This is a genomic window from Ravibacter arvi, from assembly GCF_039540405.1.
GTDB lineage: Bacteria > Bacteroidota > Bacteroidia > Cytophagales > Spirosomataceae > Ravibacter > Ravibacter arvi.
This window is the reverse complement of sequence record NZ_BAABEY010000012.1, coordinates 178,259-203,434: the sequence shown is the minus strand read 5'-3', so window position 1 is coordinate 203,434 and position 25,176 is coordinate 178,259. Positions and strand designations below refer to the sequence as shown.

At 50.9% G+C, this 25,176-nt stretch carries 22 protein-coding genes; 8 read left to right on the top strand and 14 right to left on the bottom strand.

Annotation, left to right across the window (positions count from 1 at the left end; genetic code table 11):
* The first annotated feature begins 588 nt into the window (after nucleotides 1–588).
* A complete protein-coding gene (locus tag ABD852_RS06665) occupies nucleotides 589–987 on the top strand; it encodes a DoxX family membrane protein (RefSeq protein ID WP_345027442.1) in 399 nt (132 codons plus the stop codon).
* A gap of 94 nt (nucleotides 988–1,081) precedes the next feature.
* On the opposite strand, the gene ABD852_RS06660 is transcribed toward ABD852_RS06665, so the two are convergent.
* Both ABD852_RS06660 and ABD852_RS06655 read right to left on the bottom strand, forming a co-directional pair.
* A complete protein-coding gene (locus tag ABD852_RS06660; RefSeq protein WP_345027441.1) occupies nucleotides 1,082–2,236 on the bottom strand; it encodes a 2-isopropylmalate synthase in 1,155 nt (384 codons plus the stop codon).
* A gap of 460 nt (nucleotides 2,237–2,696) precedes the next feature.
* Nucleotides 2,697–3,173 (bottom strand): c-type cytochrome, encoded by a 477-nt coding sequence (locus tag ABD852_RS06655; RefSeq protein WP_345027440.1) that lies wholly within the window; start codon nucleotides 3,171–3,173, stop codon nucleotides 2,697–2,699.
* A 344-nt stretch (nucleotides 3,174–3,517) separates the two neighbouring features.
* On the opposite strand from ABD852_RS06655, the gene rpmG reads away from it, so the two are divergent.
* The 6 genes from rpmG to ABD852_RS06625 all read left to right on the top strand — a co-directional run bounded on the left by rpmG (nucleotide 3,518) and on the right by ABD852_RS06625 (nucleotide 8,035).
* Nucleotides 3,518–3,700, top strand: a complete 183-nt coding sequence (gene rpmG, locus ABD852_RS06650) for a 50S ribosomal protein L33 (protein ID WP_345027439.1) — start codon at nucleotides 3,518–3,520, stop codon at nucleotides 3,698–3,700.
* 31 nt (nucleotides 3,701–3,731) lie between these two features.
* A complete protein-coding gene (locus tag ABD852_RS06645) occupies nucleotides 3,732–3,884 on the top strand; it encodes a DUF4295 domain-containing protein (protein WP_345027438.1) in 153 nt (50 codons plus the stop codon).
* A 98-nt stretch (nucleotides 3,885–3,982) separates the two neighbouring features.
* Entirely contained in the window at nucleotides 3,983–4,939 is a 957-nt protein-coding gene (gene ftsY, locus ABD852_RS06640; protein ID WP_345027437.1) for a signal recognition particle-docking protein FtsY, read from the top strand.
* 36 nt (nucleotides 4,940–4,975) lie between these two features.
* A complete protein-coding gene (locus ABD852_RS06635) occupies nucleotides 4,976–5,764 on the top strand; it encodes a cysteine hydrolase family protein (protein ID WP_345027436.1) in 789 nt (262 codons plus the stop codon).
* 82 nt (nucleotides 5,765–5,846) lie between these two features.
* Entirely contained in the window at nucleotides 5,847–7,571 is a 1,725-nt protein-coding gene (locus ABD852_RS06630) for a M3 family oligoendopeptidase (protein WP_345027434.1), read from the top strand.
* A gap of 218 nt (nucleotides 7,572–7,789) precedes the next feature.
* Entirely contained in the window at nucleotides 7,790–8,035 is a 246-nt protein-coding gene (locus tag ABD852_RS06625; RefSeq protein ID WP_345027433.1) for a hypothetical protein, read from the top strand.
* A 62-nt stretch (nucleotides 8,036–8,097) separates the two neighbouring features.
* Here the strand turns inward: ABD852_RS06625 and ABD852_RS06620 are convergent, their stop codons facing one another.
* From ABD852_RS06620 to ABD852_RS06605, 4 genes are all read right to left on the bottom strand, one after another.
* On the bottom strand, nucleotides 8,098–9,537 hold the full coding sequence (locus tag ABD852_RS06620) for a SusD/RagB family nutrient-binding outer membrane lipoprotein (protein WP_345027432.1): 1,440 nt from the start codon (nucleotides 9,535–9,537) through the stop codon (nucleotides 8,098–8,100).
* 32 nt (nucleotides 9,538–9,569) lie between these two features.
* Entirely contained in the window at nucleotides 9,570–12,815 is a 3,246-nt protein-coding gene (locus ABD852_RS06615) for a SusC/RagA family TonB-linked outer membrane protein (protein WP_345027431.1), read from the bottom strand.
* Between the two features lie 244 nt (nucleotides 12,816–13,059).
* A complete protein-coding gene (locus ABD852_RS06610) occupies nucleotides 13,060–13,767 on the bottom strand; it encodes an ATP-binding cassette domain-containing protein (protein ID WP_345027430.1) in 708 nt (235 codons plus the stop codon).
* A complete protein-coding gene (locus ABD852_RS06605) occupies nucleotides 13,767–14,879 on the bottom strand; it encodes an acyltransferase family protein (RefSeq protein WP_345027429.1) in 1,113 nt (370 codons plus the stop codon). The genes ABD852_RS06610 and ABD852_RS06605 overlap by 1 nt, the downstream gene beginning before the upstream one ends.
* Before the next feature lie 156 nt (nucleotides 14,880–15,035).
* Between ABD852_RS06605 and ABD852_RS06600 the strand changes: the two genes are divergently transcribed.
* Complete coding sequence (locus ABD852_RS06600; protein ID WP_345027428.1) at nucleotides 15,036–15,458, top strand: (deoxy)nucleoside triphosphate pyrophosphohydrolase; 423 nt, start codon at nucleotides 15,036–15,038, stop codon at nucleotides 15,456–15,458.
* A gap of 24 nt (nucleotides 15,459–15,482) precedes the next feature.
* Here the strand turns inward: ABD852_RS06600 and ABD852_RS06595 are convergent, their stop codons facing one another.
* The 8 genes from ABD852_RS06595 to argB form a co-directional block, all read right to left on the bottom strand.
* Entirely contained in the window at nucleotides 15,483–17,159 is a 1,677-nt protein-coding gene (locus ABD852_RS06595) for an amino acid permease (RefSeq protein ID WP_345027427.1), read from the bottom strand.
* 221 nt (nucleotides 17,160–17,380) lie between these two features.
* On the bottom strand, nucleotides 17,381–19,405 hold the full coding sequence (gene uvrB / locus ABD852_RS06590) for an excinuclease ABC subunit UvrB (RefSeq protein ID WP_345027426.1): 2,025 nt from the start codon (nucleotides 19,403–19,405) through the stop codon (nucleotides 17,381–17,383).
* A gap of 128 nt (nucleotides 19,406–19,533) precedes the next feature.
* Nucleotides 19,534–19,680, bottom strand: coding sequence for a hypothetical protein (locus ABD852_RS06585; RefSeq protein ID WP_345027425.1), 147 nt, complete (start codon nucleotides 19,678–19,680; stop codon nucleotides 19,534–19,536).
* Nucleotides 19,681–19,749: 69 nt separating this feature from the next.
* Complete coding sequence (locus ABD852_RS06580; protein WP_345027424.1) at nucleotides 19,750–19,920, bottom strand: hypothetical protein; 171 nt, start codon at nucleotides 19,918–19,920, stop codon at nucleotides 19,750–19,752.
* A gap of 105 nt (nucleotides 19,921–20,025) precedes the next feature.
* Complete coding sequence (locus ABD852_RS06575) at nucleotides 20,026–20,166, bottom strand: hypothetical protein (RefSeq protein WP_345027423.1); 141 nt, start codon at nucleotides 20,164–20,166, stop codon at nucleotides 20,026–20,028.
* Between the two features lie 94 nt (nucleotides 20,167–20,260).
* Nucleotides 20,261–22,483 carry a CotH kinase family protein gene (locus ABD852_RS06570; RefSeq protein ID WP_345027422.1) on the bottom strand — a complete coding sequence of 741 codons (2,223 nt, stop codon included), beginning with the start codon at nucleotides 22,481–22,483 and terminating at the stop codon, nucleotides 20,261–20,263.
* Nucleotides 22,484–22,773: 290 nt separating this feature from the next.
* Nucleotides 22,774–24,060, bottom strand: a complete 1,287-nt coding sequence (locus ABD852_RS06565) for an aminotransferase class V-fold PLP-dependent enzyme (protein ID WP_345027421.1) — start codon at nucleotides 24,058–24,060, stop codon at nucleotides 22,774–22,776.
* A gap of 176 nt (nucleotides 24,061–24,236) precedes the next feature.
* Nucleotides 24,237–25,025 carry an acetylglutamate kinase gene (gene argB / locus ABD852_RS06560; protein ID WP_345027420.1) on the bottom strand — a complete coding sequence of 263 codons (789 nt, stop codon included), beginning with the start codon at nucleotides 25,023–25,025 and terminating at the stop codon, nucleotides 24,237–24,239.
* Between the last annotated feature and the right edge of the window lie 151 nt (nucleotides 25,026–25,176).

Below are 25,176 nucleotides of genomic sequence, written 5' to 3'. Positions count from 1 at the left end.
GAAGGAAGACCGCTACGCAAAGATTACGTCTCCCTCCTTTTTAAAATGAAAAGTACATAGCAGCTACCAGAAAGTAGACCGCTGATAGAAGATTGATTAAAAAGGCTTAGAGAATACATCTGCTACCAGAAAAAAAAACTGGCTGGTAAGATATTGCCCTTCAAGCAGAGATGAATGCAGCTAAAAAATAAAAATAACAGAAATATCAGCTTATAAAATTGCTTTTCAACATAGAAGGGCACCGAGAGCGCAAAGCTTTTCTCTTTGGTGGCTTGGCTGTGGGTAACCTCTGTGCTCTCCGAGGTCTCGGTGGTTTTCTCTTAACCGCAGAGGGCACCGAGAGCGCAAAGCTTTCTCTTTGGTGGCTTGGTTGTGGGTAACCTCTGTGCTCTTCGAGGTCTCTGTGGTTTTCTCTTAACCGCAAAGGGCACCGAGAGCGCAAAGCTTTTCTCTTTGGTCGTTTGGTTGTGGGTAACCTCTGTGCTCTTCGTGGTTAATAGAAAAGGTGCAGTGGTTTTTTGCGGTGCGACTCGGAAATGTAATGGCACGCGGTTAATTTGGAGAGATTTTGTCTTAAACCCGTTAACCATGAAATCATCTGCTTACCTCATCGCCCGGCTTGCAATAGGAGCTACTATTTTTGGACACGGCCTGGTGCGTCTTCCCAAGCTCGCCGCATTCGCCCAAAGTACAGCCGAGAGTTTTGAGAAATCAATACTTCCCGTCGCTCTGGTTTTACCGTTTGGCTATCTCATCGCTTTAGGAGAATTTATTGTGGGACTGCTGGTATTGCTGGGGCTTTTTACCCGGGCGGCGGCGTTTGCCGGCGGTTTGCTGATGGTGTTGCTGATTGTTGGAACCAGCCTGGTTGAAAATTGGGGAGCCATTCCCTCACAGTTGTTGCATGCAGCTTTTTTTATTGTCCTTCTGCAGTTCGGGGAAGCGAATAGCTGGGCGGTGGATAACCTGTTGGGTAGGAAAGCATAATTGATAAAAAAGCAGGCTACCAGGATCCGCAACAGAAGTTGCATTCAAGGTAGCCTGCTTTCCCGTCGCCGGCAACGGCAATGCAGCACGATAATCAGGCGCGTTCCAGCGATTTGGCCAGATCGACCAAGTCACCGTCATTGACCTCTTTCTTGTGGTCGGCGATGTCCAGAAACTGCCGGTAGAGGTTATCGAGGATGTTTTTTTCGTAAACAAAACCCAGTAGCTCGAGGCGGTGCTTCAGCGCGTGTCGCCCGCTTCTTGCCGTGAGCACGATGTCAGACTTGTCAACGCCGACATCCTGAGGATTCATAATTTCGTAGTTCTGCGAGTGCTTCAGGAACCCGTCCTGGTGAATGCCCGATGAGTGTGCAAAAGCATTTCTGCCGACAATTGCTTTGTTTGCCTGAACCTGCATCCGCATCATTTTGGATACCAACTGGCTGGTTGGATAAATCAGCTGCGTATTTATACCGGTGTGCAATCCCAGCTCAGGGTGAATGTTAAGTGCCATAACTACCTCTTCCAGCGAAGTGTTGCCTGCGCGCTCTCCGATTCCGTTAACGGTGACCTCAACCTGGCGCGCACCTACCTGGATACCGGCCAGTGAGTTGGCAGTTGCAAGTCCGAGATCGTTGTGGCAATGGATTGAGATGGTGGCTTTGTGAACGTTTTTTACGTTCTCAAAAATGTACCGGATTTTTGAGGCATATTCATCCGGAAGACAATACCCCGTTGTATCGGGAATGTTGACCACCGTGGCGCCTGCGCCGATGACTGCCTCAACGAGCTGTGCCAGAAATTGGAGATCAGCCCGGCCGGCGTCCTCGCAGTAAAATTCAACGTCTTCCACCAGTGTCCTGGCGAGCTTGGTAGCATCAATGGCGCGCTCGATAATCTTCTCCCGCGTGGTGTTGAACTTGTGCTGGATATGAATATCCGAGGAACCAATCCCGGTGTGTATTCTGCCGCGCTTTGCGTGTTTGAGCGCTTCGCCTGCGGCTTCAATGTCAGCGGCAACTGCCCTTGACAAGGCACAAATGGTAGGCTCGGATACCGCTTTCGATATTTCGACCACTGAACGGAAATCGCCAGGGCTGGATACCGGAAAACCTGCCTCGATCACATCTACTCCCAGCTTTTCGAGCTGTTTAGCTACTACGATTTTTTCATCGGTAGAAAGCTGACAGCCTGGCACTTGCTCACCGTCGCGCAGGGTAGTATCGAAGATATACACTCGTTGGCTCATGGGTACTATGAAAATATGAATGGGTTACGCAATAACTAGACCGATAAAAAAGCCCTTTCCAACACAGCGTGAGAAAGGGCAGTTATATGTTGACCAATATCTCCCTCCCTCACACAACTCTAAGTCGTGCGCCTTGCTGTAGGTTTAGTTGTAGAAATACGGACATTGTTTCGGTTGGCGAAATTTCGCTTTTTTAATTTTTATACAAATGTAAGCTTTCGATCCTAAACAGCAAGTATTTTGAACGAATTAATGAAGGGCATTCAAGTCAGGCCCTCCGAACCCGGGCAAACATTGGTCGGACAAACGCTTATTTTGCACTTTTTAAGGGGGATTCGCTCAAAATTTCATCACCGTTTTTTTAGGACGAAATCACTACCGGCTCAATAAGTATCATCGCCGGCTCCTCTTATTTACGGTTGTTTATTTCGGGCCCGGTGTACGCCGGTGCGGCGGCTCCCTATTGGTTGAGGGAGTTGATCCAGGTGCCGATTACCGTGATATCCTCTTTGGTTACAAAAGCCAGAGGCGCCATGGGCGGGTAGTCAGGCCAGTGCTCAGGCTTAGGTTCGTGAACAAGCGCAACAATCTCATCAATGGAGTATTTTTTCTTGGCAACTTCTACCCAAGGCGGGCCTACCAGCCTTTCGCCGGCCTTGTGGCACACCGAACAGGTGTTCTTTTCCATCAGTGCGGCTACTTCCGCCGGAGGAGTAAGGGATACAGAACCCGAGGGAGCTGCTGCCGGAACAGCCGCTGCAGCCTCTGCTTCACGGGCTGATTTCCGCTCGGCCCGCTTAATGCTGTCCGCTACCACTGCTTCTGCTTCTCTCGCCGAGCGCCCTTTGCCATAAAACTTGTCATAAGCGTCTTTTGTTTCGTTACTGGAGCAGGCAACCCATCCGGCAGCCGAAACAATCATAAGGCCCAATGACAAAAAGCGTCTGTAGTTTGGAGAAAAAATCATTGTTAAAAATGAGTAATGGTTAATCGATGATCCTGTCTGTAGTATCCGCGCCGGTGAAATGCAGGCGCGTTCTAAAGATGCGACGAAACTACTAAAAAAATGCGAAACGATACCACGAGTTGCCTTTAAACAAATGGAATCCAGTTTCAGCGACGCCCGTTCAGGGTTAGTATACCCGGGCAGCGCGGCAGAAATTGAGAGAAGTTTCGGATTGTCACGACTTTATCAACAAAATAACTGTAAAAATTGTAAGTTTATTCAAAACAAGAACTTATCTTTGCAGTCCGAAATTTGAAAATCATTTATATAAGGCAATGGCTAAGAAAGGAAACAGGGTACAGGTAATCTTAGAATGTACTGAACATAAGACTTCAGGTGTGCCTGGAACATCGCGTTACATTACGACCAAGAACCGGAAGAACACTCCCGCCAGGATTGAATTGAAAAAATACAATCCTATTTTGCGGAAAATGACGGTTCACAAGGAAATAAAATAGTCTTCCACAGAAATTTAAAAAATAAAACGCAATGGCAAAGAAGGTAGTTGCAACCCTTAAGAAAGAAGGGGGTAAAGCGTACGCTAAGGTGATCCGCGCTGTGAAATCGCCCAAAACAGGTTCTTACACGTTCAAAGAGGAAATCGTTGCTCTTGACGCCGTACAAGATACACTGAAAGGCTGATCAACGACTTTTCGTGAGTTGATTTGTAAGAAAGTCCCTTTGCCGGGACTTTTTTTGTTGATAACTTGTTGGCTCATAACAGGGCTTACCAAACAATCATGGGTATATTTGATTTTTTCTCCAGGGAAAAAAAGGAAACACTGGACAAAGGGCTGGAAAAATCCAAGGAAAGCATCTTTGGCAGGTTGTCGCGTGTAGTTATCGGCAAAACAACCGTAGACGAGGAGGTGCTCGATGAATTGGAGGAAATTCTGATCTCATCGGACGTAGGTGTTGAAACGACGGTGAAAATTATTGACCGGATTGAGAAAAGGGTTGCCCGCGACAAATATACCAGTACCGGTGAGCTCGACCGGATGCTGCGGGAGGAAGTGGCTGCGCTGTTGACCGAAAACAGGTCGGTCAGTATTTCCAATAGTTTTGAAACCGAACAGTTGCCCAAACCCTATGTGATTATGGTTGTGGGCGTGAATGGTGTAGGAAAGACCACAACCATCGGGAAGCTTGCACACCAGTTTCACCAGCATGGCAAGAAAGTAGTGCTGGGCGCAGCCGATACCTTCAGGGCCGCTGCGGTTGACCAGTTGAAGCTTTGGGGAAAACGTGTGGATGTGCCCGTAATCGAACACGGGATGAATACCGACCCCTCGGCCGTAGCCTTTGATGCCGTCAAGAAAGGAGTGGAAATCGGGGCGGACGTCATTATTATCGATACCGCCGGACGGTTGCATACGAAGGTCAACCTGATGAATGAGCTTACCAAGATAAAAAGGGTGGTGCAGAAATTCCTGCCGGAAGCGCCGCATGAGGTGTTGCTTGTTCTGGACGGAAGCACCGGCCAGAATGCCGTCATACAGGCGCGCGAATTTACCAAAGCGACAGAGGTGACTTCACTGGCAATCACCAAACTGGACGGCACGGCCAAAGGTGGCGTCGTGATCGGTATTTCCGATGAGTTTAAAATCCCGGTCAAATATATCGGTGTCGGTGAAGGGATGAATGATCTCCAGGTGTTCAACCGTGAGCAATTTGTCGATTCCCTTTTTAAGAAATAATCTTTACAGGGGCTTCTGCCCATTTACCCGCTGCTGATGTCCGTTCGTACCGCACTTCTGGTGATTGATGCCCAATTTGACTTTTGTAATCCGGACGGGGCCTTATTTGTTCCCGGGGCCGACCAGGATATTTTACGGCTGGCGGCACTGCTGGATCGAATGGGAAACCGGGTTCATGATATTGTGGTAACGCTGGATACCCACCAGGTGCTGGACATTTCGCATCCCGGTTTCTGGAGAAATGGCAAAGGAGAGATGCCGCTGCCTTTCACGGCGATTTCTTTTGAAATGGTAAAAAACGGGGTCTGGCAACCGATATGGGAAGAAGAATGGGTGTTGTCTTACCTGGAAACACTTGAGCGACAGGGGCAGTTTGAACATTTTATCTGGCCGGAGCATTGCCTGATCGGGTCGGCCGGAAACGCGCTCGAACCAGTTCTGGAAGCCGCTCTTAGTGACAGAGCCCGTACAACCGGCCGCAATCATCTCACAGTGATTAAAGGGTTAAACCCGTTTACCGAGCATTTCGGAATATTTGAAGCGCAGGTGCCTATGGGCGGTGATCCAGATACACAGCTGAACCGTCAGTTGATCGATTATCTTTCAGAATATGACCGGATCCTGGTTGCCGGTGAAGCCAGGTCGCATTGTGTGGGAACAAGTATCCGCCAGGTACTGAAGCACGCACCGGGACTGATCCCCAATATGGTGCTGCTTACCGACTGCATGTCGGACATTACGGGAATGGGACATCTGGCTGCGCCCATATACCGGGAGGCAGAGGAGAAGGGGATGCAATTTGCATTGTCCACAGAAATACAATAAAGCTGTACCAACACCCCGCACCTCACACCTCACACCTCACACCTCATACCTCATACCTCATACCTCATACCTCATTTTGCTTATGCATACAGATTTGATTGAAGTACCCGGGCGACCCGAGCGATTGTTTCTGGGGGACGATTTTAGTTTCTCATCCTGGGAAGATCTGAAGCCATTTTACGAAGATCTCCTGAACCGGGAAATTCGTGATGCAGGGGAGCTGCGACAATGGTTCATTGACCGAAGCGAGCTGGAATCCTACCTCGCCGAGGATTTTGCGTGGCGTTATATCAGGCAGACTTGTGATACTGCCGATAAAGATTTAATAGGTAAGCTCGAGTTTTTTATAACTGAAATTCAGCCGCATCTGGCGGTATTCGGTAATGAGCTGGATAAGAAGGCGGCGTCCAGCCCTTTTTTGACGGAGCTGCCGGACAACGGCTTTGCGATCACCGTTCGCGGGATGAAAAAAGCCATCGAGATTTTCAGGGAGGAGAACGTCCCGATTCAAACGGAAGCCCAATCCGAGGAGCGAAAGTACAGCGCCATTGCCGGTGCTATGACCGTAGTGCTCGACGGTGAGGAAATGACCCTGCAGAAAGCCGGGGACCGCCTGCAGTCGACGGATCGGGTGATCAGGGAAAATGCCTGGCGTGCGATTGCGGAAAGGCGCTACCAGGATCACCAGGCACTTGATGCCTTGCTTGGCAAGCTGGTTGGCCTCCGCGACCAGGTGGCCCGAAATGCCGGTTTTGCCAACTACCGCGATTATATGTTTGCCAGCATGGGACGGTTTGACTACACTCCACAGGATTGCTTTGATTTCCATGCGTCTGTGGCAGAATCGGTGGTTCCGATTCTCAATACGATGGCCGCCGGGCGGAAGAGCAGGCTGGGCGTAGCGGTACTCCGGCCCTGGGACGCCAAAGTTGATGTGGAGGGCCGTGCCCCGCTGAAGCCCTTCTCTGACGGAGAGGACCTGCTCAGCAAAACGATCCGCTGCTTCAACCGCCTTGACCCTTATTTCGGGTATTGCCTGAGCGTGATGAAGGCCATGAACCATCTTGATCTTGAATCCAGGAAAGGCAAGGCTCCCGGTGGTTATAACTACCCGCTCTCGGAAATAGGCGTTCCGTTCATCTTTATGAATGCGACTTCGAATCTCAGAGATATGATCACCCTGCTGCACGAAGGCGGTCACGCAGTACATTCATTCCTTACGCGGGATCTGCTGCTGAACAGTTTTAAACATACGCCTTCCGAAGTTGCGGAGCTGGCTTCAATGTCGATGGAGCTGCTCACGATGGACTATTGGGATGAGTTTTTTGATAATGCGGAAGACCTGGTCCGTGCCAAGAAGCAGCACCTGGAATCCATTATTGAAACGCTGCCATGGGTGGCTACCGTCGATAAATTCCAGCATTGGCTCTATGAAAACCCGGGGCACAATGAAGCCCAGAGGGCGGAAGCATGGGAGAAAATTTTTGGCATCTTTTCCGAAAACGTGACCGATTGGAACGGACTGGAACCTTTCAGGAAATTTAGCTGGCAACGGCAGCTTCACATTTACGAAGTACCGTTTTACTATATAGAGTACGGGATTGCCCAATTGGGAGCTATTGCTATCTGGAAAAATTACCGCGAAAACAAAGAACGCGGGTTGGCGGGTTACGTCAATGCGCTTAAGCTCGGCTACACTGCTACTATCGGTGAGATTTATGAAGCGGCCCATGTCCCGTTTGATTTTTCTGCCGGGTACATTGCCGATTTAATGGGATTCGTGAAGGCGGAATTAGAAAGCTTATAAATTTTTGCCAAAAGCATCTGTAACTTTTGGTCGTCAGGTATTTGCAACCTATTTTTGTGCCGTCCGTTTAACCGGTAGTATTGATCATTAAGTAACAAGAAATAGCTATGAGCCTTCAGCTTTGAGGGTTTAGCCTTAAAAGGCGCCAAGGCCACCGGCCAGCCGCTGCCAGACAGACGCTAATACCTTACAGCTCACCGCTCAAACCTTTTATAAAGATGAATATTAAGATCGTAGCAGCAATTGTATTGGGCACCGCCGCATTGTCGTCCTGTGAGTATCAGAAGTACAACAAAGCCGTTCAGAAGGATGTGAGAGAAGGTAGCGAATGGGTTTATGGTGTTCACCCTGACTCTGCCGCCAAGCAATTGTCTTACAAGTATACCGAGAACCCGGATCTTGAGAATAAAGCCAATGAGCTTCGGACAAAATTATATGGCGATACGAAAGTGTACCTGAAGTAATTTTTTTCAGCAATTGAAATAAAAAAGCGAAAGGGTCCTGCATCAGGACCCTTTCGCTTTTTTCATTGTTTGTCCCACCAGTTTCGTGTGGCCTGCGAATCACCACCGATCCGGTCGGCGGCTATTTTGCTGTTTTCCGGGTTATTGGACCGGGTAGCCGCCGGGTACTTAAGCCGTTTGGGCACATCCTTCACTTCCGGGTCGAGGCTGCCCGAGACCGGCGCGATGAACAAAATACCGCCGCCCGGTTTGGCGTTATCGAGGCGAAGCCGTTCCATCCAGGCCTGTATGCCCTGCATGTAAAGGGCAAGCCATTTCTGAGTGCCGATTACGTTCTTCCAGTCTGTTTCACTGTAAGGTACTTTTTCGAGATAAGCTGCAATTACCTTTTCGTCGGTAACGCCCCATTGTTTCATAGAAGCGGTAACGCCTTTTTCGTACCAGTCAGCTGCGGTACCTCCAACACTGATGCCTCGGGCAGCGGCTTCGGCAAGGGCGAAGGCTATTTCCGAATACGTAATGATATATCCTTTTGCATCACCTGCGTACGCCTTCAGGCCGGGTTTTGACAACCGGATCATGATGGGGTCGTTCTCTTCCTTCCCATAAGGTTTGCCCACGTACTGGCCGTTGGTGTCGTCAGGTCTCGCGTAGATGGGAAGGCGCGGATCGCTTACCGATTTCATATAGTCGACCAGGGTAGTAGTGACGGCAAACTCAACCAACGGACGCTCTACATCATTATAGGGGAACCGGTTGGTTGCCGCAGCCAGGTTATAGGGGAAGAAAACGTCCTGGGTAATTCCCGTCAGGGTATTCTGGGCGGCTTCAGTCAGTACTGCGGCCGCTTCTGCCGGCATTGCGTCCATCATGCGCAGTGCAATACGGATCCGGAGGGCATTGGCGATGCGTATCCATTGCTGGGCATTGCCCCCCGCTACAATATCACCGCGGATCGCACCGGAACCGGCATTCCCCAAAACCCCGATCTGGTTTTTCAGGTTTTCGAGAAGCGCCGGGTATATTTTCCTGCCTTCATCGAATTCCGGGCGGGGGATTTCATCACCACGCAACGCCTGCGAGTAGGGGATGTCACCGTATACGTCGGTCAGGATATGGAACAGCCACGTTTTCATTACTTCAGAAACCGCGATCATATTTGCGCTTACCTCCTGCGGATGGCGGCCGTAATAGTTGCGGATCTCCTGGAGGTCCATAAGCGGGCCGGAATACAAGCTTCCCCACAGGCCCTCGTCGGTGAAAAGAAAGCGGCCGTCCGATGTTTTGTCGGTCCCCATCCAGTACTGCCCGAGCTCCATGCCGATGCGGCCATTGTAGTAGGTGCCGTACAGCAGGTCCGCAGCACGTTTTTGCGCATTTCCCAGAAGGAATTCGGGCTGGGTTTCGCTTGATTTTGACGGGTCGGTATTAATCGTATCGAAGTTCGAGCACCCTGCCAATACCGATGCGGCAAGCATCAGTGTAAAATATTTTAGCTTCATGATTGATAACATTTCAGGTAATGGACAATAGACTAGAAGGTCACATTAAGGTTAAGCCCCATGCTCCTGACGGGAGGCAGCGCACCGCCTTCAAAGCCAATCTGGTTACCGATCGAATTGGTAATATTAGCCGGGTCTACGTTCGGCGAATTGCTTTTGATCAGCCACAGGTTTCTTCCTGTGAGTGTCAGCCTGATTGCCTGCGTCTTGATTTTTTCGGCTATTGCCTGCGGAAGCTCATAGCCCAGCCTCACTTCCCGGAGATAAATGTAGCTGCCATCGTAAAGGTTGGCCTTGCTGATCCGGTTACCGCCGTTGGCATTGAAGTGGGTACGGGCCGTAACGGACACACTATTGGGTTGCCCTTCGGCATTTACACCGGGTACAACCAGACCGTTTTCCCGGATGTCGCCTTCAGCGGTTTCCTTGAACATCCCCGATTTGTTACCGTACAGGTTGGTGTAAGAGAAGAAATCGCCGCCTTTCTGGAAGTCGATCAGCGCGGAAAGGTAGAGGCCTTTGTAACTGAACGTGTTGGCGAATCCTCCTATAAAGTCAGGCAATGCATCGCCGATAATTACCGGGGCTGCAGTCACATCATAAGTCCCGTTTGCGCCGACTATACGGCCGCCATTCGCATGGTAAACGTAGTCGGTCCCCATCATGGTCCCCAGCGAACGCCCCGGCCAGGCTACCATGGATACTTTCTGAGTGCGGCGCTCGCGACCTATAATATAGTTGTCCGGCGCCTTGACGTCATCACTGGTGCTGTTCAGGTTGAGTACTTTATTGACGTTTTTCGAGAAGTTAAGGACGGCCCGCCAGGAAAAATCTGCCGTGGCGACAGGCATCGCCGAAAGCGACAGCTCCAGTCCCCGGTTCTGAATGGTCCCGCCGTTTACTACCTTGGTTGAAAAGCCGCTTTCGGCAGGAATTGAAACATCCCAGATCTGGTTTTTGGTCTTCCTGTCATAGTAGGTAGCACTGAGGCCCAGCCGTTCGCCGAAAAACTTGAGGTCTACTCCGCCTTCCACCTCGGCCGATTGCTCGGGTTTCAGGCGATTGTTAAACAGCTTGTCGGCTGTGCTCTGCAACGGGTAGCTTCCGAAAGGCACCACATAGTCGTAGTACCGGGAAACGGTATAAGGATCGGCATCGTTCCCCACCCGTGCATAAGAAAGCCGCGCTTTACCCAATGTCAGCCAGTTCGCTCCGGGCAATAGTTCCGAAAATATAAACGAAAGTGCCGTGGAAGGATAGAAGTAGGAGTAATTGCCGGTCTGGTACAGGCTGGAGGCCCAATCGTTGCGGCCGGTAAGGGTCAGGTAAAGCAATTCATTGTACCCGAAACTCGCGGAGGCAAAAAGGGAATTGATTTGCTTGTTCGCAAAGGAGTTCGTAATTGTAGCAGGGGTTACCGAGTTCTGAAGCACGTAAACGTTCGGGTTTTGAAGCCCGCCGGCAGTTACACCCCGGTCTACAGAGTTTTTGATTTCCATGATATTACCACCGGCAACACCGTCGAGGCTGAACTTTGAGTCGCCGAGGTTGGCTTTCGCATTTAGCGTCAGCTGATAGTTGTTTTCGCGGTTGGTCATGTTCCGTCTTTCATAGCTTCCGACGAAGAAGCCCTTGGCGGCCCGGATTTCATCTAGATGGGTCAGGAAGTCGGAGTATACCCGCATATCGGCCGATAGCCAGTTGGTGAGCTGGTAAGTCAGACCGGCATTACCGAAGTAACGGTTGTTGTTGTCGGTGTTGTAGTTCTCATACTGGTTCCAGTAGGGGTTCTGCGTGAAGGCGGGTTTCTGGATATTCCAGGCGGTACGGTTCCAGGATTGTTCGGTTCCGTCGGCATATTTGTACTGGCGGAGGTGGAAGTCATCGATCTGCCGTTGTCCGTACATAATGAAGAACAGCATGGGGTTATTCCCGTGGAAGCCTGTTCCGGGCCTGCCCCGGGAGTGATCATTTACATAGTTGATTCCACCGCTGAAAGTAAACTTGTCTGTAAACTTATAGGAAGTGTTCAGGCTCATGAAGAAGCGTTTGAGCTCACTGCCCGGGTAGATGAAATTCTGCTTGGTGTTGCCCAGTGAAAAGCGGATGCTTCCGCGATCAGAGCTGCTGGCCACGGACAGGTTGTTAGAAAATGTGATGCCCGTTTTAAAGAAATCTTTGGCATTGTCGGGGGATGCCGCCCATGGCGCTGACTGTCCGAAGTACGGGTTGTTGCGGTCCTGGTCCCACGACCAATAGTGCCTGACCGGAGTTCCGTCGAGCTTTGGCCCCCATGATTCGTCCGTGCCATAGTCGGGAATCAGGTCGTAACGGCCTTTACCGTCATTGTCATCGAATGTTCCCCCGCCGGGTAAAAAACCCTCGGGGTGCTCGTTGTAATACAGTTTGGTGAACTTGTCACTACCGCCACCGCCGTACCGGTTTTGGAACTCTGGCAGATAGGAGATCTGGTCGGCCTGGAAATTGAAGTCGTAGTTGACTGAAAGCTTGCCGGAACCCTTCCCGGTTTTGGTCGTGATGTAAATGACGCCGTTTTGTCCGCGGCTGCCGTAGAGGGCCGTTGCCGCCGCGCCTTTCAGCACCGAAATGTTCTCCACATCGTTTGGATTGAGCAATTGCGCCGGGTTACCGAAGTCATAGCCGCCGCCGCCTGTACCTTGTCCGCCTGTCGTTGAAACCGTATTGAGGTTCATGTTGGCAAGGGGGACGCCATCTACGATGAACAGTGCGTTGTTATTGCCGGAAATAGACTTCAGGCCTCTTATCGTGACGCGTGACGAACCGCCCATTGATCCGCTGTTACCTCCGATCTGAACGCCTGCAAGCTTGCCCTGCAATGCGTTGACAAAGTTGACTTCGCGTGCTTCCTGTATGGCGCCGCCCCCGATCTGCTGGACAGCAAAGCCAACATTACGCGTCTTTTGCTCGACCCCCAAAGCGGTTACGACCACCTCTCCCAGTTGTTTGACGTCCGGCAGAAGCCTGATTTCTAACTGTGAAATGGCGCCGGTCAGGTTGATTTCCTGGGAAGTATACCCGACCGATGATACGGTGATGGTTTTGGTATTTGCCGGCATGTTGATGGAAAATACCCCTTCGGCATTGGTGGAGGTGCCTATTGACGTTCCTTTAGCCATGATGTTGGCGCCGGGGATCGGATTGTTGGATTCATCGAGAACCCGTCCGGAAATCTGGCGTTCCTGCGCCCAACAATGGGTGGCAAAAAACACCATCAGGAGTAGAAGACTTGCTCGCATTTTTGACGTTGTTGGTTTATCGGGTGGTGTATTTATGAGTTTGCATATGGGAAATAAGAGCGTTTTACGCCAAAACTACTTCTCCAAAACGCGTGGATAAAGGAATAAAGGTAAAATCGACAATAATTCTTGCCGGGAAAAGGTATTGAAAATGAACCGGATAGGCCCTCTTTCAACGCTCCTTCAAATTAATGGCAATTCTTGTAAGGAAGAACCGGGTGCAGCCGCCCGGGAAGGAAGGGTGCTACCGGGTCAGTGCTCTGAATACGGCTTCCAGCGAGGTATCGCCGCCCCGCAGATTTTGTAAGGCGTCGTCGGCGACAATCCTGCCACGGTTAATAATGATTACCCGGCTGCAGATCGCCTCCACTTCCTGCATGATATGAGTTGATAGCAGGACTGTTTTATCCTTGCCCAGTGTTGTGATCAGCTGCCTGATTTCCACCAGCTGATTGGGGTCCAGCCCGGTGGTAGGCTCATCCAGGATCAGCACCTGCGGCTGGTGGATAAAAGCCTGGGCCAGTCCGACTCTTTGCCGGTAACCTTTCGAGAGCTGCCCTATTTGCTTGTGCCGCTCATTTTTGAGGCCGCAGATTTCGATCATCTCTTCAATCCGCTCGTTGAGCAATGGCTTTTTTATCCCGTAAAGCCTGCCGATAAATTGCAGAAATTCCGCTACGTACATGTCCAGGTAAAGCGGGTTGTGTTCAGGGAGGTAGCCGATTGAGGCGCGGGCGGACATGGACTGCTTCGCGACGTCGAACTGGTTGACTACCGCACTTCCCGAGGTTGCCTCCATGTATCCCGTCAGGATTTTCATAGTAGTAGATTTTCCCGCGCCGTTAGGGCCCAGGAAACCTACTATTTCACCCGTCCGGACAGAGAAGTTGATAGCATCAATGGCCTTCTGGCTTCCGTATATTTTAGTCAGGTTGTTTACAGAGATGGACATTATACTTTCAAAAACCATTTATTACGGTAAAGAACGTATAAAAATGCCCATTGTACACCCAGGAACGCAACGATTTTTCCAAGTTTCTCCGCGCCTTCCGGCAGGAAAGACAAAAGGCCGCCGAATAATGCTTCAGTGGTATAACGGAAATCGATAAAATCGCCAACCATATAGATAACAATACTATTCATGCCGATAACGACGAAAAAGAAGGTCCATTTTCGCCATTCGAGGACGTCGACGACGAAGTAAAATAAGGCAAGCAGAAGCAGGCTCCAGCCCCCGGCCATCAGCGCAAACGAGCTTGTCCAGAGGTTTTTATTGATGGGAAAGATGGTGCCCCAGAGAATTGCGGCGATCAGGGAGATTACCCCCGCAATACCGATAATCGCTACTTTCTGCTGCTTGGGGCGGTTCTTTTCGCGCAGGATTTTACCCGCAAAGATACCGAGGAGAGCCGTTGATATGGCCGGGATGGTTGAAGCGAAACCTTCGGGATCATGGATGTCTTTGTACAAATGTCCGGGCATGATGAGGCGGTCAAGGTAACTGGCCGGATTGCATTCCATTGTGAAAAGCCCCGCGCCGCACCCCGGGACCGGGTAATAGGCCATAAAAAGCCAGTAACCGATCAGCAGGCTTGCAAACCAAATCCATTGAGCCCGGCTGCTGCAATAGATATAGATCAGCTGGGCAAACATTCCCGCAAGACCGATCCTGCCCAGAACGCTCCCGTATCTCATTTTTTCCCAGGCGGTGTGGAACAAACCATTGTTGTAAAGCACCCCCAGGCAGAAAAGAATGAGTCCGCGTGAAATTGCCTTTCTGGCCAGTTCTTTTTTGTCAGTTCCTTTTTCGAGCCGGCTCCCGATTGAAAAAGGCGCGGAAACTCCCGCCAGGAAAAGGAATAACGGAAAAATGAGGTCGTACGCGACAAAGCCATGCCATTCGACATGCCTGAATTGCAAGCCCAACGCGACTGCCCAGGACCACCCGGTAACTTTGGCAAGCACATGAATAAGGTTTTCGCCGCCTGAGATCCAGAACATATCGAACCCGCGAAGCGTATCAAGCGAAAGAAGCCGGCCGGAGGTTTTCGGAGAATTGTCCATTAAATGTCAATTTGGGGTAAAGTAAATATTTTACTATTGTGAAGGTATATCAGGCTATTGCCGGCGGCGTAATGGTCTGCTTACGCCTGCTTTTTTTTACGCAAAAGTAATAAAGTGCTGACTAAAGCGTACTTTTGCAGCTCAAAGCAAAATAGCGTGCCTGAAGTAGAAGAAAAAGTGAGCGTTCCGGTTCCCTGCGCCATAATTGAAAAAGATGGCAGGATTTTGGTTGCGCAACGCAACGCGCTGGGATCCCTTCCTCTTAAATGGGAGTTTCCCGGAGGCAAGCAGGAGAAAGGCGAAACCGAGGAGGAAGGGCTGGCAAGAGAAATAATGGAAGAGCTTTCGGTGCAGGTGGAGATCGGCAAACGACTGCCTGCTACTTCGCGGGATGACGGCTGGCGGGAGATTGTACTGATTCCTTTTGTTTGTACGCTTCCTGTCGGGCAGCAGATTTTCCTGACCGAACACGAACAGATGCGCTGGCTATCCAGGACGGAGTTTTACACCGTGGATTGGGCCGAAGCGGACCGGAATGTGCTGAAAACCTACGAAGCGTACCTGGACCGGTCTTTCTGAATTCTGCCGGCTGCTCCTTTCGTTTTAACGGCTGCTGTTGGTCCCGGCAAGCTTGCTGTTCTTATACCCGTACATCAGGTAAATCCCCAGTCCGATCAGCAGCCAGATCAGGAAAATAATCCAGTTGGAGGCTCCTAACTCAGTCATCAGGTAAAGATTGGTCAGGATGCCCATTACCGGCAGAAGGGAAAACTTGTGGCGGTATCCCAGAACACTCAGAAGAAGCCACGCCGCCCAGAAGGCCAGCATGAGGGGACGTTCCGCTACAATGTCTGCAAAGGAGCCGCTGAAAATGGTATAGCCGATCGCAACCAGGAAGGAGATGCCAATTACGAACTGGCCGTTCACCCGCGGGACCCTGAACTTTGATTTTTCCGAAATACCGGAATGGTCCATGTAAAGCACGCCGCAGCATACGAGTATAAACGCAAAAAAAGTGCCCACGCTGGTCAGGTCCACAAAGAATCCCATATCGAAGAAAAGTGCCGGAATCCCGACCAGCAAGCCGGTCATAATGGTGGCGAATCCGGGGGTCTTGTACCGGGGATGAATGGTGGAGAATTTTTTCCAGAGCAGGCCGTCACGGCTCATCGCCATCCAGATGCGGGGTTGGCCCAACTGGTACACGAGCAGCGCACTGGTTATGGCAATGACGGCACTGACCGAGATTACGCCGGCCATAAAGTCAAAACCGACCTGCTGAAAAACGAAGGCAAGCGGATCGTCCACCAGTAGTTCCTTGTAGCTTACCATGCCGGTGAGTACCAACGCTATAAGGATGTAAAGAACGGTGCAGATCAACAGGGTGTAGATCATGGCGCGCGGCATATCCGTTTGCGGGTTTTTACATTCTTCGGCAGTTGTCGAAATGGAGTCGAAACCTATGTAGGCAAAAAATACGGCCGCCACACCTTTCAGAACCCCATTGATACCGTTCGGCGCGAAGGGAGACCAGTTTTCCGGCTTTACAAAAAAGGCGCCGGCCACGATTACCAATAACACTACACCCACTTTCAGGACGACCATAATGTTGCTTGCATTGCGGGATTCCCGTATACCGATATAACACAGCCAGGTAACCAGGAAAGTAATGATACCTGCGGGAAGATCGAAGACAATTTTAAATCCGGCGAGGGAGGGGGCTGCCTGGTAGGCGGCAGCCGCTGTTTTTTCGATCACGCTTAACGAGGTTTCTCCGCTTACCTGCAGCTTTTCCCAGGCCTGGTAAGCACTGCCGGGATTCATGGAAAGCCAGCCGGGAAATTTGATCCCGAAGCCGCCCAGCATGCTGACAAAATATTCGGACCAGGAAATGGCTACGACCATATTGGAGACCGCGTATTCCAGTATGAGCGCCCAGCCGATAATCCAGGCGGCCAGCTCGCCGAACGCCACATAGGCGTACGTATAGGCGCTTCCCGATACCGGAACGGTACTGGCAAACTGGGCGTAGCAAAGGGCTGTGAAAATACAGGCAATCGCCGTGAATACAAACAGTAGCGCCACCGCAGGTCCGCCTTCGAAGCTGGCCCGCCCGATGGTAGAGAAAATTCCGGCGCCAATAATGGCGGCTACACCAAGGGAAACGAGGTCCCGTACGCCGAGGATACGGAGCAGGCTGTGGGATTGCTCATGGGTAGCCGAATCTGCTATGATCTTATCGACCGATTTTTTTCGGAAAAGGGAAGTAAATCTGGCCATTTAGCTGGGGTTTTGTCACTCCTGGTTCGGCGGGGCGTTCTGACCCGGAGCCGATTGCACACGGGTTTAATCGCGAATCGATGCAATAATACAGGTTTGACGCAATAGTCAGTGCGCTATTGGCCCGTTTACCAGATAATTTTTTGCATAGGAAGGAAGCCTGAGGGGCCGGAGCAGCGTACCCTTGCCGGTATGAAGGCGGAAAACAGGTTTGGTATCTCCTATGGCTGCGGCTCCTTTTCCAGCTGGTCTTTGAGCTGAAGATATTCGTCCCGGAAACGCGCAGCCTCGAGGAAGTCCATATCTTTTGCAGCCTGCTCCATTTTCCGCTGCGTTTCCTGCACGAGTTTCTCCAGCTGTGGCCTGCTCATGTACGCAACCACGGGGTCGGCAGCCACATTGGTACCGACCGGTTCCACATAAGCCCTTTTGCCCTTGGCATCCGCCACTGAAGTCTGCACCATAATCGCTTCCTTCGATTTGAGGATGGTCCGGGGGGTTATGCCGTGTTCCTTGTTGTAGTTCATCTGGATATTACGCCGCCGCAGGGTTTCGTCAATCGCTTTTTCCATGGAACCGGTAATGGTATCCGCATACATCAATACCTTACCGTTTTCATTCCGCGCGGCCCGTCCTATGGTTTGGATCAGCGACCGGATATCACGCAGAAATCCTTCTTTGTCGGCGTCCATAATGGCCACCAGTGATACTTCAGGGAGGTCCAATCCTTCACGCAGGAGGTTCACGCCTACCAGGACATCGAAAACTCCTAACCTCAGCTCCCGGAGAATTTCAACCCGATCGAGCGCCTTTACTTCGGAATGTATATAGCGGCACCTGATCCCCACCCGTTCCAGGTACTTGCTGAGCTCTTCCGCCATCCGTTTGGTGAGCGTGGTTACCAGGACGCGTTCTTCCCGCTTGATCCGGAAGTGGATCTCGTCCAGCAGGTCGTCGATCTGGTTCAGGCTTGGTCTTACCTCAATAACAGGATCGAGCAGACCGGTAGGGCGAATGATCTGTTCAACGACAACACCGTCTGTTTTGCGCAGTTCATATTCGGCCGGGGTTGCGCTTACATAGATTGTCTGCCTTACCAGGCTTTCAAATTCCTGGAAAGTGAGCGGGCGGTTGTCAAGGGCGCTGGGCAACCGGAAACCGTAGTCCACCAGCGATTCTTTCCTGGACCGGTCGCCGCCCCACATGGCGCGGAGCTGCGGCAGGGTCACGTGGCTTTCATCCACGACCAGCAGCATGTCTTCCGGGAAATAATCCAGTAAACAAAACGGGCGTTGCCCGGGCTGCCGTTTGTCAAAATACCTGGAGTAGTTTTCGATACCCGAACAATATCCCAGTTCACGCATCATTTCGAGATCGAACTCCGTCCGTTCTTTTACACGTTCAGCTTCTGCAAACCGGCCTTCTTTGGTGAAATATTTGATTTGCTGGACGAGGTCGTCCTGGATTTCCCGTATGGACTGCATCAGGACGTCTTTTCCCGTTACGAACAGGTTGGCCGGAAAAATAGCGATACGGTTTTCCGAAGATATTTTTCTGCCCGAAATCGGATCTATTCGTTGGATTTCCTCTATTTCGTCGCCGAAGAAAATAACGCGGTAAGCAAAGTCCGCATATCCCGGGAAAATATCGACGGTGTCCCCCTTTACCCGGAAGGTCCCCCGCGTAAAATCGGCTTCGGTACGGCTGTACAGGATTTCGACCAGTTTGTACAGGAATTGGTTCCTGCTAATGATTTCGCCCGTACCGATCGACAGAATGCTTTTTTTGTATTCGACCGGGTTGCCCGCACCATAGATACATGAAACAGAGGCTACCACCACCACGTCGCGTCTTCCGCTCATCAGCGAAGACACGGTAGACAGCCTGAGCTTGTCGATCTCCGTGTTGATGGCCAGATCTTTTTCAATATAAGTGTTGGTAGAGGCTATAAAAGCTTCGGGCTGGTAGTAGTCGTAATAGCTGATGAAATACTCTACCGCATTGTTCGGAAAAAATTGCTTGAACTCTCCGTACAACTGTGCAGCCAGGGTTTTGTTGTGGCTGAGAATGAGGGTTGGTCGCGTTACTTCCTGTATGACATTCGCAACGGTAAACGTCTTTCCGGACCCGGTTACCCCTAGCAATACCTGGTGGGGGTCTCCGTTTTTTATCCCGGTAACGAGTTGAGAGATTGCCTGGGGCTGATCGCCCGTTGGTTTATAATCAGAAGTAAGCTGGAAGTTCATCCGGTCAGTTTATGTGGCCCGTACAAGATAACAGATAACCCGGGCTGAAGGTTCTGTAGCGCGGAAAAAGGTTTGAGCCGGTGGCCTTGTCACCCGCCTGCCCCTGAGGAAGAGATCCTCCGGCCGGGCTACCATTGACAACACGATGGATGGCGCCGCTCCAACCGGAGGGTCATCCCGACCGCAGCGGAGGGATCTCCCGCTCCCCGTACCCAATCCCTTTCAGAGGGCTTTTTTATAGCAACAGGAGATCCTTCAGTTCCACTGCGTTCCATTCAGGATGACCATCCGGCAGATGCGCTACCATTGACAACACGATGGATGGCGCCGCTCCAACCGGATGGTCATCCCGACCGCAGCGGAGGGATCTCCCGGTCCCTGCACCCAATCCCTTTTAGAGGACTTTTTATAACAACAGGAGATCCTTCGACTCCGCTGCGCTCCGCTTCAGGATGACCGTCCGGGTGGCAGCCTCCGGCTACCATTGACTTCCATTGACAACATCTATTTGTCATCTCCGCTACAAGGTGTTTTCGCAAAAAACTTCTTTCTCAGGATGACCATCCGGCAGATGCGCTACCATTGACAACACGATGGATGGAGCCGCACCAACCGGAGGGTCATCCCGACCGCAGCGGAGGGATCTCCCGGTCCCTGCACCCAATCCCTTTTAGAGGACTTTTTATAACAACAGGAGATCCTTCGACTCCGCTGCGCTCCGCTTCAGGATGACCCTCCGGGTGGTAGCCGGAGGCTACCATTGACTACCATTGACAACATCTATTTGTCATCTCCGCTACAAGGTGTTTTCGCAAAAAAAACTTCTTTCTCGGGATGACCCATCAGGCTTCCCCACTATGGCTCAATAACCACGCGCTTTGAAACCTGGTGATCCGGGAAACTGATCATAAAATGATGAACTCCGGGCTGTAACTGACCGACTTCCAAACTTACCAGGTTGGCGCCTGCAGTGACGTTCACGGTTTCTTTGACAATTGCCTGCCCCAGCTGGTCCAGGATGGTGGCAACCGCAGGCCCGGTATAGGCATAACTCTTGAACGACAATGATAATTTGGACCTGGCCGGTACCGGAAATGCAGTTACGGCGCCGATACCGTAATAGCTTTCCCGGACATATGGCGTATAGGTAAAACTCCCGTCCAGATCGACCAGGCGAAGCCGGTAGAGATTCAGGCCGATCCCCGGTTGGTGGTCGGTGAACTGGTAGCTTCCGGTGGGGTTCTCGCGTAAGAAAACCTGCCCGATTGCTGTTTCGGATCCGGGCTTTGTTGTGCGGAGAATCTCAACGTGGCTGAAATCTGCGGCTTCTGCCACGCGCCAACGCAGCTCAACCTTGTTTTCTTCCAGCCTGGAATAAAAGGAGGAAAGGACAACCGGCAATGCCGGGTCGTTGACTTCGGTAGGAATAAGAAGCCACCTCCTGGAAGAGCTGCTTTCAAGATTATTCAAATCAGGGTTCAGCGACAAGGTTCCGCCCGACTGGCTGAGGGCTTTCAGGCCGGACGCGGTAGGCGCCTGAAGCGAAACATACGACTGATTGGGGATTTTCCCGATTTTCCATCGTTGGGAAGGATCGGCACCTGGTAATTGTTGAGCCGAAAAAATACTGGTGCCGTTCTGGGTCAGGACCAGGCCGGTTTTTCGGTTTTTCATGCGATAGAAGCCGGGTTCCCCGGACCCGTCCGGCAGCATCTCCCATTCAAGGGCCGTGTCGGTATCCGAGTCGTTTTTAGGGACAACTGCCGGATCATTGGTGGAGTTGGGAGAAATCGGTTGCCTGGCGCCGATATTGGCGATTTTGTAGTACTGCCCGTTCTCAATCTCCCTGGTGAGCTGGTAGTCGAGGAAGGCCGTTCTTTTTTTAAGGTAAGCACGGAGCTTTTCAATTCGTTGCTGGAAATTGAGTGGCGAAGCCGGCTGATTGGTGATATCCGGCAGGTTAAAATTGAGTGCCTGCGACTGGTTGAGTTGCTGGGCGAACTCCACTATTTTGGCATCCAGGTATTCATACATTCCTGCGCTTCTCAATACCTTCCACCGGTTCTTCATCGCTTCGATAAAGGCCGGGTCCAGGTTCATCTTCTGGATTTTACCGTTTCCGTTGGCCACTTCGTGCATGGACAGATAGGTCATGTCAGCGAACCTTTCGGAGTTGTTAAAGGCCTTGTCATTGTCCCATACCGGGCCGAAATAGAGCTTGGGATCATTCCTTTTTTTGAACATATAGACGCTGAGGTAGGCGTCGGGATTGCCGCTAAGCTCGTTTGTAATTTGCCAGTTTACTTGTGAAGCACGGTCCATTACGGGGTTGTAGCCCAGCACCGGGTCTAATGAATTTGGTCCGAGCAGCCGGTTTTCATAGTCATTGACATAGTTGACAATGTAGTCGCGCTGTTGTTGGTTGATATCTTCGGCATCTGGGTATTTGACGGCATAGCGGTTGGCATGGCTCGTCTGAAAGTACCCGTCTTCCCCCTCTGCATAAATTTCCTCCTGGAAGAAATAACCACCCGAAATAGCCGGTAGCTGGGTGTCGGCAGCTGAAAGCTCGTCTACTACCACCCGGTGGTCTTCTACCTGTACATGGTCGGTCAGGGTATAGTTGCCCAGGTAGGTGCCATTCAGATATACGTCTACAAACCGGTAGGCACACGTGTATTCGAAGCCGAGAAATTTACTGATTTCGAAAGCCAGTGCGTTTCTGAGAAGGGTATCGTCGAAATAGTTTGCCAGCAGCGCCCAGTTCCGGGCGTTTGACGGCATTCCGAGGAGCTGATACCGGGAGGCCAGCTTGATCCTGTAGGGTTTTTTAGGAGCGAACCATGTGGCATTTCCCCGCCCCCTGATTTCAATCCTGCCGTCGTATAAGCCGGGTACCCCGCTTCCGGCCACCACTTTCAGCGATCCGGGTACATAAATTTCTTTACTGTCGATCACCTGGTTATTGTCAGTCGTGATGTAAAGCGTGGGAAGGTTGGTTAATTGTGCCTGGCCGAAAGAGGTGCCAATGTTTACAAGGGCGAAGGCAAACACTGAAAAGAGAATAGCGTTTTTCATATAGTTGAAAAGTAGTGTTGCAAATAGTCGGAAAATGTAGTTTTGGGGAAACAAATAAGGTGATAACAGGTTGGGGAGTCGTCGGATATTTTCGATTTAATAAGGTTGGGCCTGATCAAATTCTACATAAAAAACTGTGCCATTATTTCTATAAAAAAATACGGAATGGTTTGGGAACAAGCAGGTTAAAGAAGGGGGCGGGATAAAACAATTGCGGGGAACGGGATTTGTATAAAATGAACCCTATTCCCCGCAATTAATTTTATTCGTTTTTGTGTTTTTGTCTTGGGTCAGACACGTTTCGCGATTTGTTCAATCGCACCGACCAGCTTGTCGAGATGTTCCAGTTTTGTATAGACATGTGGCGTTACACGAACGCAGCTAATGTTTTCCCAAACAATCCCCACTGTATGAATATTGTGTTTTTGGAAGAGTTGGCTGTCTACTTCGGAAGGTTTTAGCCCATCTACGCTGAAGCCTGCAATAGCGCAGGAGAATTCCGGTTTCAGGGACGTATGTATTTTCACGCCCGGAATTTTTGCTGCCTTTTCTGCCCAGTATTTTTTCAGGAAATGCAGCCGTTCCTGCTTTCGTTTGTTCCCGATTGCTTCCTGGAAATTGACCGCTTCCCCGATGGCTTGTTCTATCGGGAAACTTCTGGTTCCCAGCGTTTCAAACTTCCGGATATCGCCGCTATTGGGTACGCTGTTGCACAGGAGGGGCCATATTTTGGGAATTTTGTCCTTTTTGATCCACATCATCCCGCTTCCTACCGGCGCACTCAGGAATTTGTGCAGGCTGGTGCCGAAATAATCGCAATTAAGATCGGGGATTTTATAGTCCAGAACCGCGAACGAATGCGCGCCGTCGACTACTACTTCAATACCTCTTTTATGTGCCATGTCACAAATCTTCCGGACGGGCATAATTTGGCCTACCCAGTTGATAATATGTGTAACATGGATGATTTTGGTTTTGGGCGTAATGGCGTTTTCGAACGCCTTTACAATTTGCTCTTCGCTTTCAACCGGGAAATCGAACGACAATTGCTTGTAGACTACGCCCTCCCGGAGCTGCCGCTGCTTCCAGGCCTGGATCATGTTCGGATAGTCCTGCATTGTACCGATAACCTCGTCGCCTTTCTGGAGCGGCAGACCAAAGATAACTGTATTAAGCGCTTCGGTAGCGTTGCGATTGATGGCGATCTCATCAGGATCAGCGCCGGCGAGCGCGGCGAGGTGCTTGCGAAGTGGTTCGCGACCTTTGTCCATGATCCGCCACATGTAGTAGGAAGGGCCTTGGGCAGCCTGAAGATTGTACTTTTCCAGTGCTACCTGGACAGAAACAGGAGAAGGCGAGACCCCGCCGTTGTTGAGTATGATCACCTCGCTGCGACTGGCGGTATAGGCATCCTGGATGACCGACCAATACGCTTCGTTGTCCTGCGAGGCGGGGTTCCAGAGTTTTTCCGCTTCCGAAAAAGATTGGGCATGCAAAGCGTTAAAAAGGCTATCGGCGCCGAAAGCGCCTAGACCCAAAGCGGCACTTTTTTTGAGGAAGGAACGACGGTTACTCATAACAAAAGGGTTGATAAATTTTGAAATTGTCAAATTAGATTGTCAAAAACCGAGGTCATCCCGACTGAAGCGCAGCGGAATGGAGGGATCTCCTCTTCACATAACAATGCCGGAGATTCCTCGGCTCCACTGCGTTCCGCCCGCAATGACGGGTTCCGTAGCCGACGTTGCGAATCCTACAAATGAATCTGAGTCCCCTTACTCCCTTCCACTGCTGCATGCAGATCTTTTGCGTGGCATATGACTACGCGCCCGACCCCTTTTGCAAGCGCATCAAAAGAATTGTCCAGTTTGGGGATCATTCCTTTATTGATAACGCCGCTTTGTTTATAAGTCGCATACAGCCCGGGTTCTAATGCAGAGATTACACTTTCATCGTTGTCCGGGTCGGAAAGTACGCCGTCTTTCTCAAAACAATAGATGAGCGAAACGTTGAAATTCCCGGCCAGGGCAACCGCTGCAGCAGACGCCATGGTGTCGGCGTTGGTATTGAGAAGATCGCCTGCGGCCGAAAAGGTGAGCGGGGCAATGACAGGTACCAGCCCGTTCTCTAAAAAGTTCGTAAGTATGGCGCTGTTCACGGATTTTACGTCACCGACATAACCATAGTCAATAGTTTTTACGGGCCTTTTTTCAGCTTCAATGATCCCGGCATCGGCGCCGGTCAGACCGATGGCGTTGGTTTTCAGAGATTGCAACGTGGCGACAATATTTTTGTTGACAAGCCCGCCGTAAACCATGGTTACCACCTCGAGCATCGCCCGGTCGGTTATGCGGCGGCCTTCGACCATCCGGGTTTCAATGCCCAGGCGGGAAGCCGTTTGGGTGGCTACTTTCCCGCCGCCGTGGATGAGAATTTTAGCCCCGGGCAGATCAGAAAACTTCTCTAGGAAATTCTTACTGGCTTCGGGGTTATCAATGATATTGCCGCCGATTTTAATGACGGAAAGGCTGTTATTTTTCATGCAGGATTAAATTCTGAACGGTGAAATTAACGATAGAAAGACGTTTGACAAACCCCGCGAGGCACTTTCATGCCGCGAGGCTGTCTCGGTGCGCAGGCAGAGTAGGGTGGATACACCAGGGGGTACGAAAAACAAAGATCACATTTTGTAA

What these genes read in the sequence shown, in the direction of transcription:
- ABD852_RS06615 (WP_345027431.1), bottom strand. Translation starts at nt 12,815, where the DNA reads ATGCGAGCAAGTCTTCTACTCCTGATGGTGTTTTTTGCCACCCATTGT.
- ABD852_RS06610 (WP_345027430.1), bottom strand. Translation starts at nt 13,767, where the DNA reads ATGTCCATCTCTGTAAACAACCTGACTAAAATATACGGAAGCCAGAAG.
- uvrB (WP_345027426.1), bottom strand. Translation starts at nt 19,405, where the DNA reads ATGAACTTCCAGCTTACTTCTGATTATAAACCAACGGGCGATCAGCCC.
- ABD852_RS06620 (WP_345027432.1), bottom strand. Translation starts at nt 9,537, where the DNA reads ATGAAGCTAAAATATTTTACACTGATGCTTGCCGCATCGGTATTGGCA.
- argB (WP_345027420.1), bottom strand. Translation starts at nt 25,025, where the DNA reads ATGAAAAATAACAGCCTTTCCGTCATTAAAATCGGCGGCAATATCATT.
- ABD852_RS06595 (WP_345027427.1), bottom strand. Translation starts at nt 17,159, where the DNA reads ATGGCCAGATTTACTTCCCTTTTCCGAAAAAAATCGGTCGATAAGATC.
- ABD852_RS06605 (WP_345027429.1), bottom strand. Translation starts at nt 14,879, where the DNA reads ATGGACAATTCTCCGAAAACCTCCGGCCGGCTTCTTTCGCTTGATACG.
- ABD852_RS06635 (WP_345027436.1), top strand. Translation starts at nt 4,976, where the DNA reads ATGTCCGTTCGTACCGCACTTCTGGTGATTGATGCCCAATTTGACTTT.
- ABD852_RS06665 (WP_345027442.1), top strand. Translation starts at nt 589, where the DNA reads ATGAAATCATCTGCTTACCTCATCGCCCGGCTTGCAATAGGAGCTACT.
- ABD852_RS06645 (WP_345027438.1), top strand. Translation starts at nt 3,732, where the DNA reads ATGGCAAAGAAGGTAGTTGCAACCCTTAAGAAAGAAGGGGGTAAAGCG.
- ABD852_RS06625 (WP_345027433.1), top strand. Translation starts at nt 7,790, where the DNA reads ATGAATATTAAGATCGTAGCAGCAATTGTATTGGGCACCGCCGCATTG.
- ABD852_RS06580 (WP_345027424.1), bottom strand. Translation starts at nt 19,920, where the DNA reads ATGACAAATAGATGTTGTCAATGGAAGTCAATGGTAGCCGGAGGCTGC.
- ABD852_RS06630 (WP_345027434.1), top strand. Translation starts at nt 5,847, where the DNA reads ATGCATACAGATTTGATTGAAGTACCCGGGCGACCCGAGCGATTGTTT.
- ABD852_RS06575 (WP_345027423.1), bottom strand. Translation starts at nt 20,166, where the DNA reads ATGGTAGCCTCCGGCTACCACCCGGAGGGTCATCCTGAAGCGGAGCGC.
- ftsY (WP_345027437.1), top strand. Translation starts at nt 3,983, where the DNA reads ATGGGTATATTTGATTTTTTCTCCAGGGAAAAAAAGGAAACACTGGAC.
- ABD852_RS06570 (WP_345027422.1), bottom strand. Translation starts at nt 22,483, where the DNA reads ATGAAAAACGCTATTCTCTTTTCAGTGTTTGCCTTCGCCCTTGTAAAC.
- ABD852_RS06585 (WP_345027425.1), bottom strand. Translation starts at nt 19,680, where the DNA reads ATGGAACGCAGTGGAACTGAAGGATCTCCTGTTGCTATAAAAAAGCCC.
- ABD852_RS06660 (WP_345027441.1), bottom strand. Translation starts at nt 2,236, where the DNA reads ATGAGCCAACGAGTGTATATCTTCGATACTACCCTGCGCGACGGTGAG.
- ABD852_RS06565 (WP_345027421.1), bottom strand. Translation starts at nt 24,060, where the DNA reads ATGAGTAACCGTCGTTCCTTCCTCAAAAAAAGTGCCGCTTTGGGTCTA.
- rpmG (WP_345027439.1), top strand. Translation starts at nt 3,518, where the DNA reads ATGGCTAAGAAAGGAAACAGGGTACAGGTAATCTTAGAATGTACTGAA.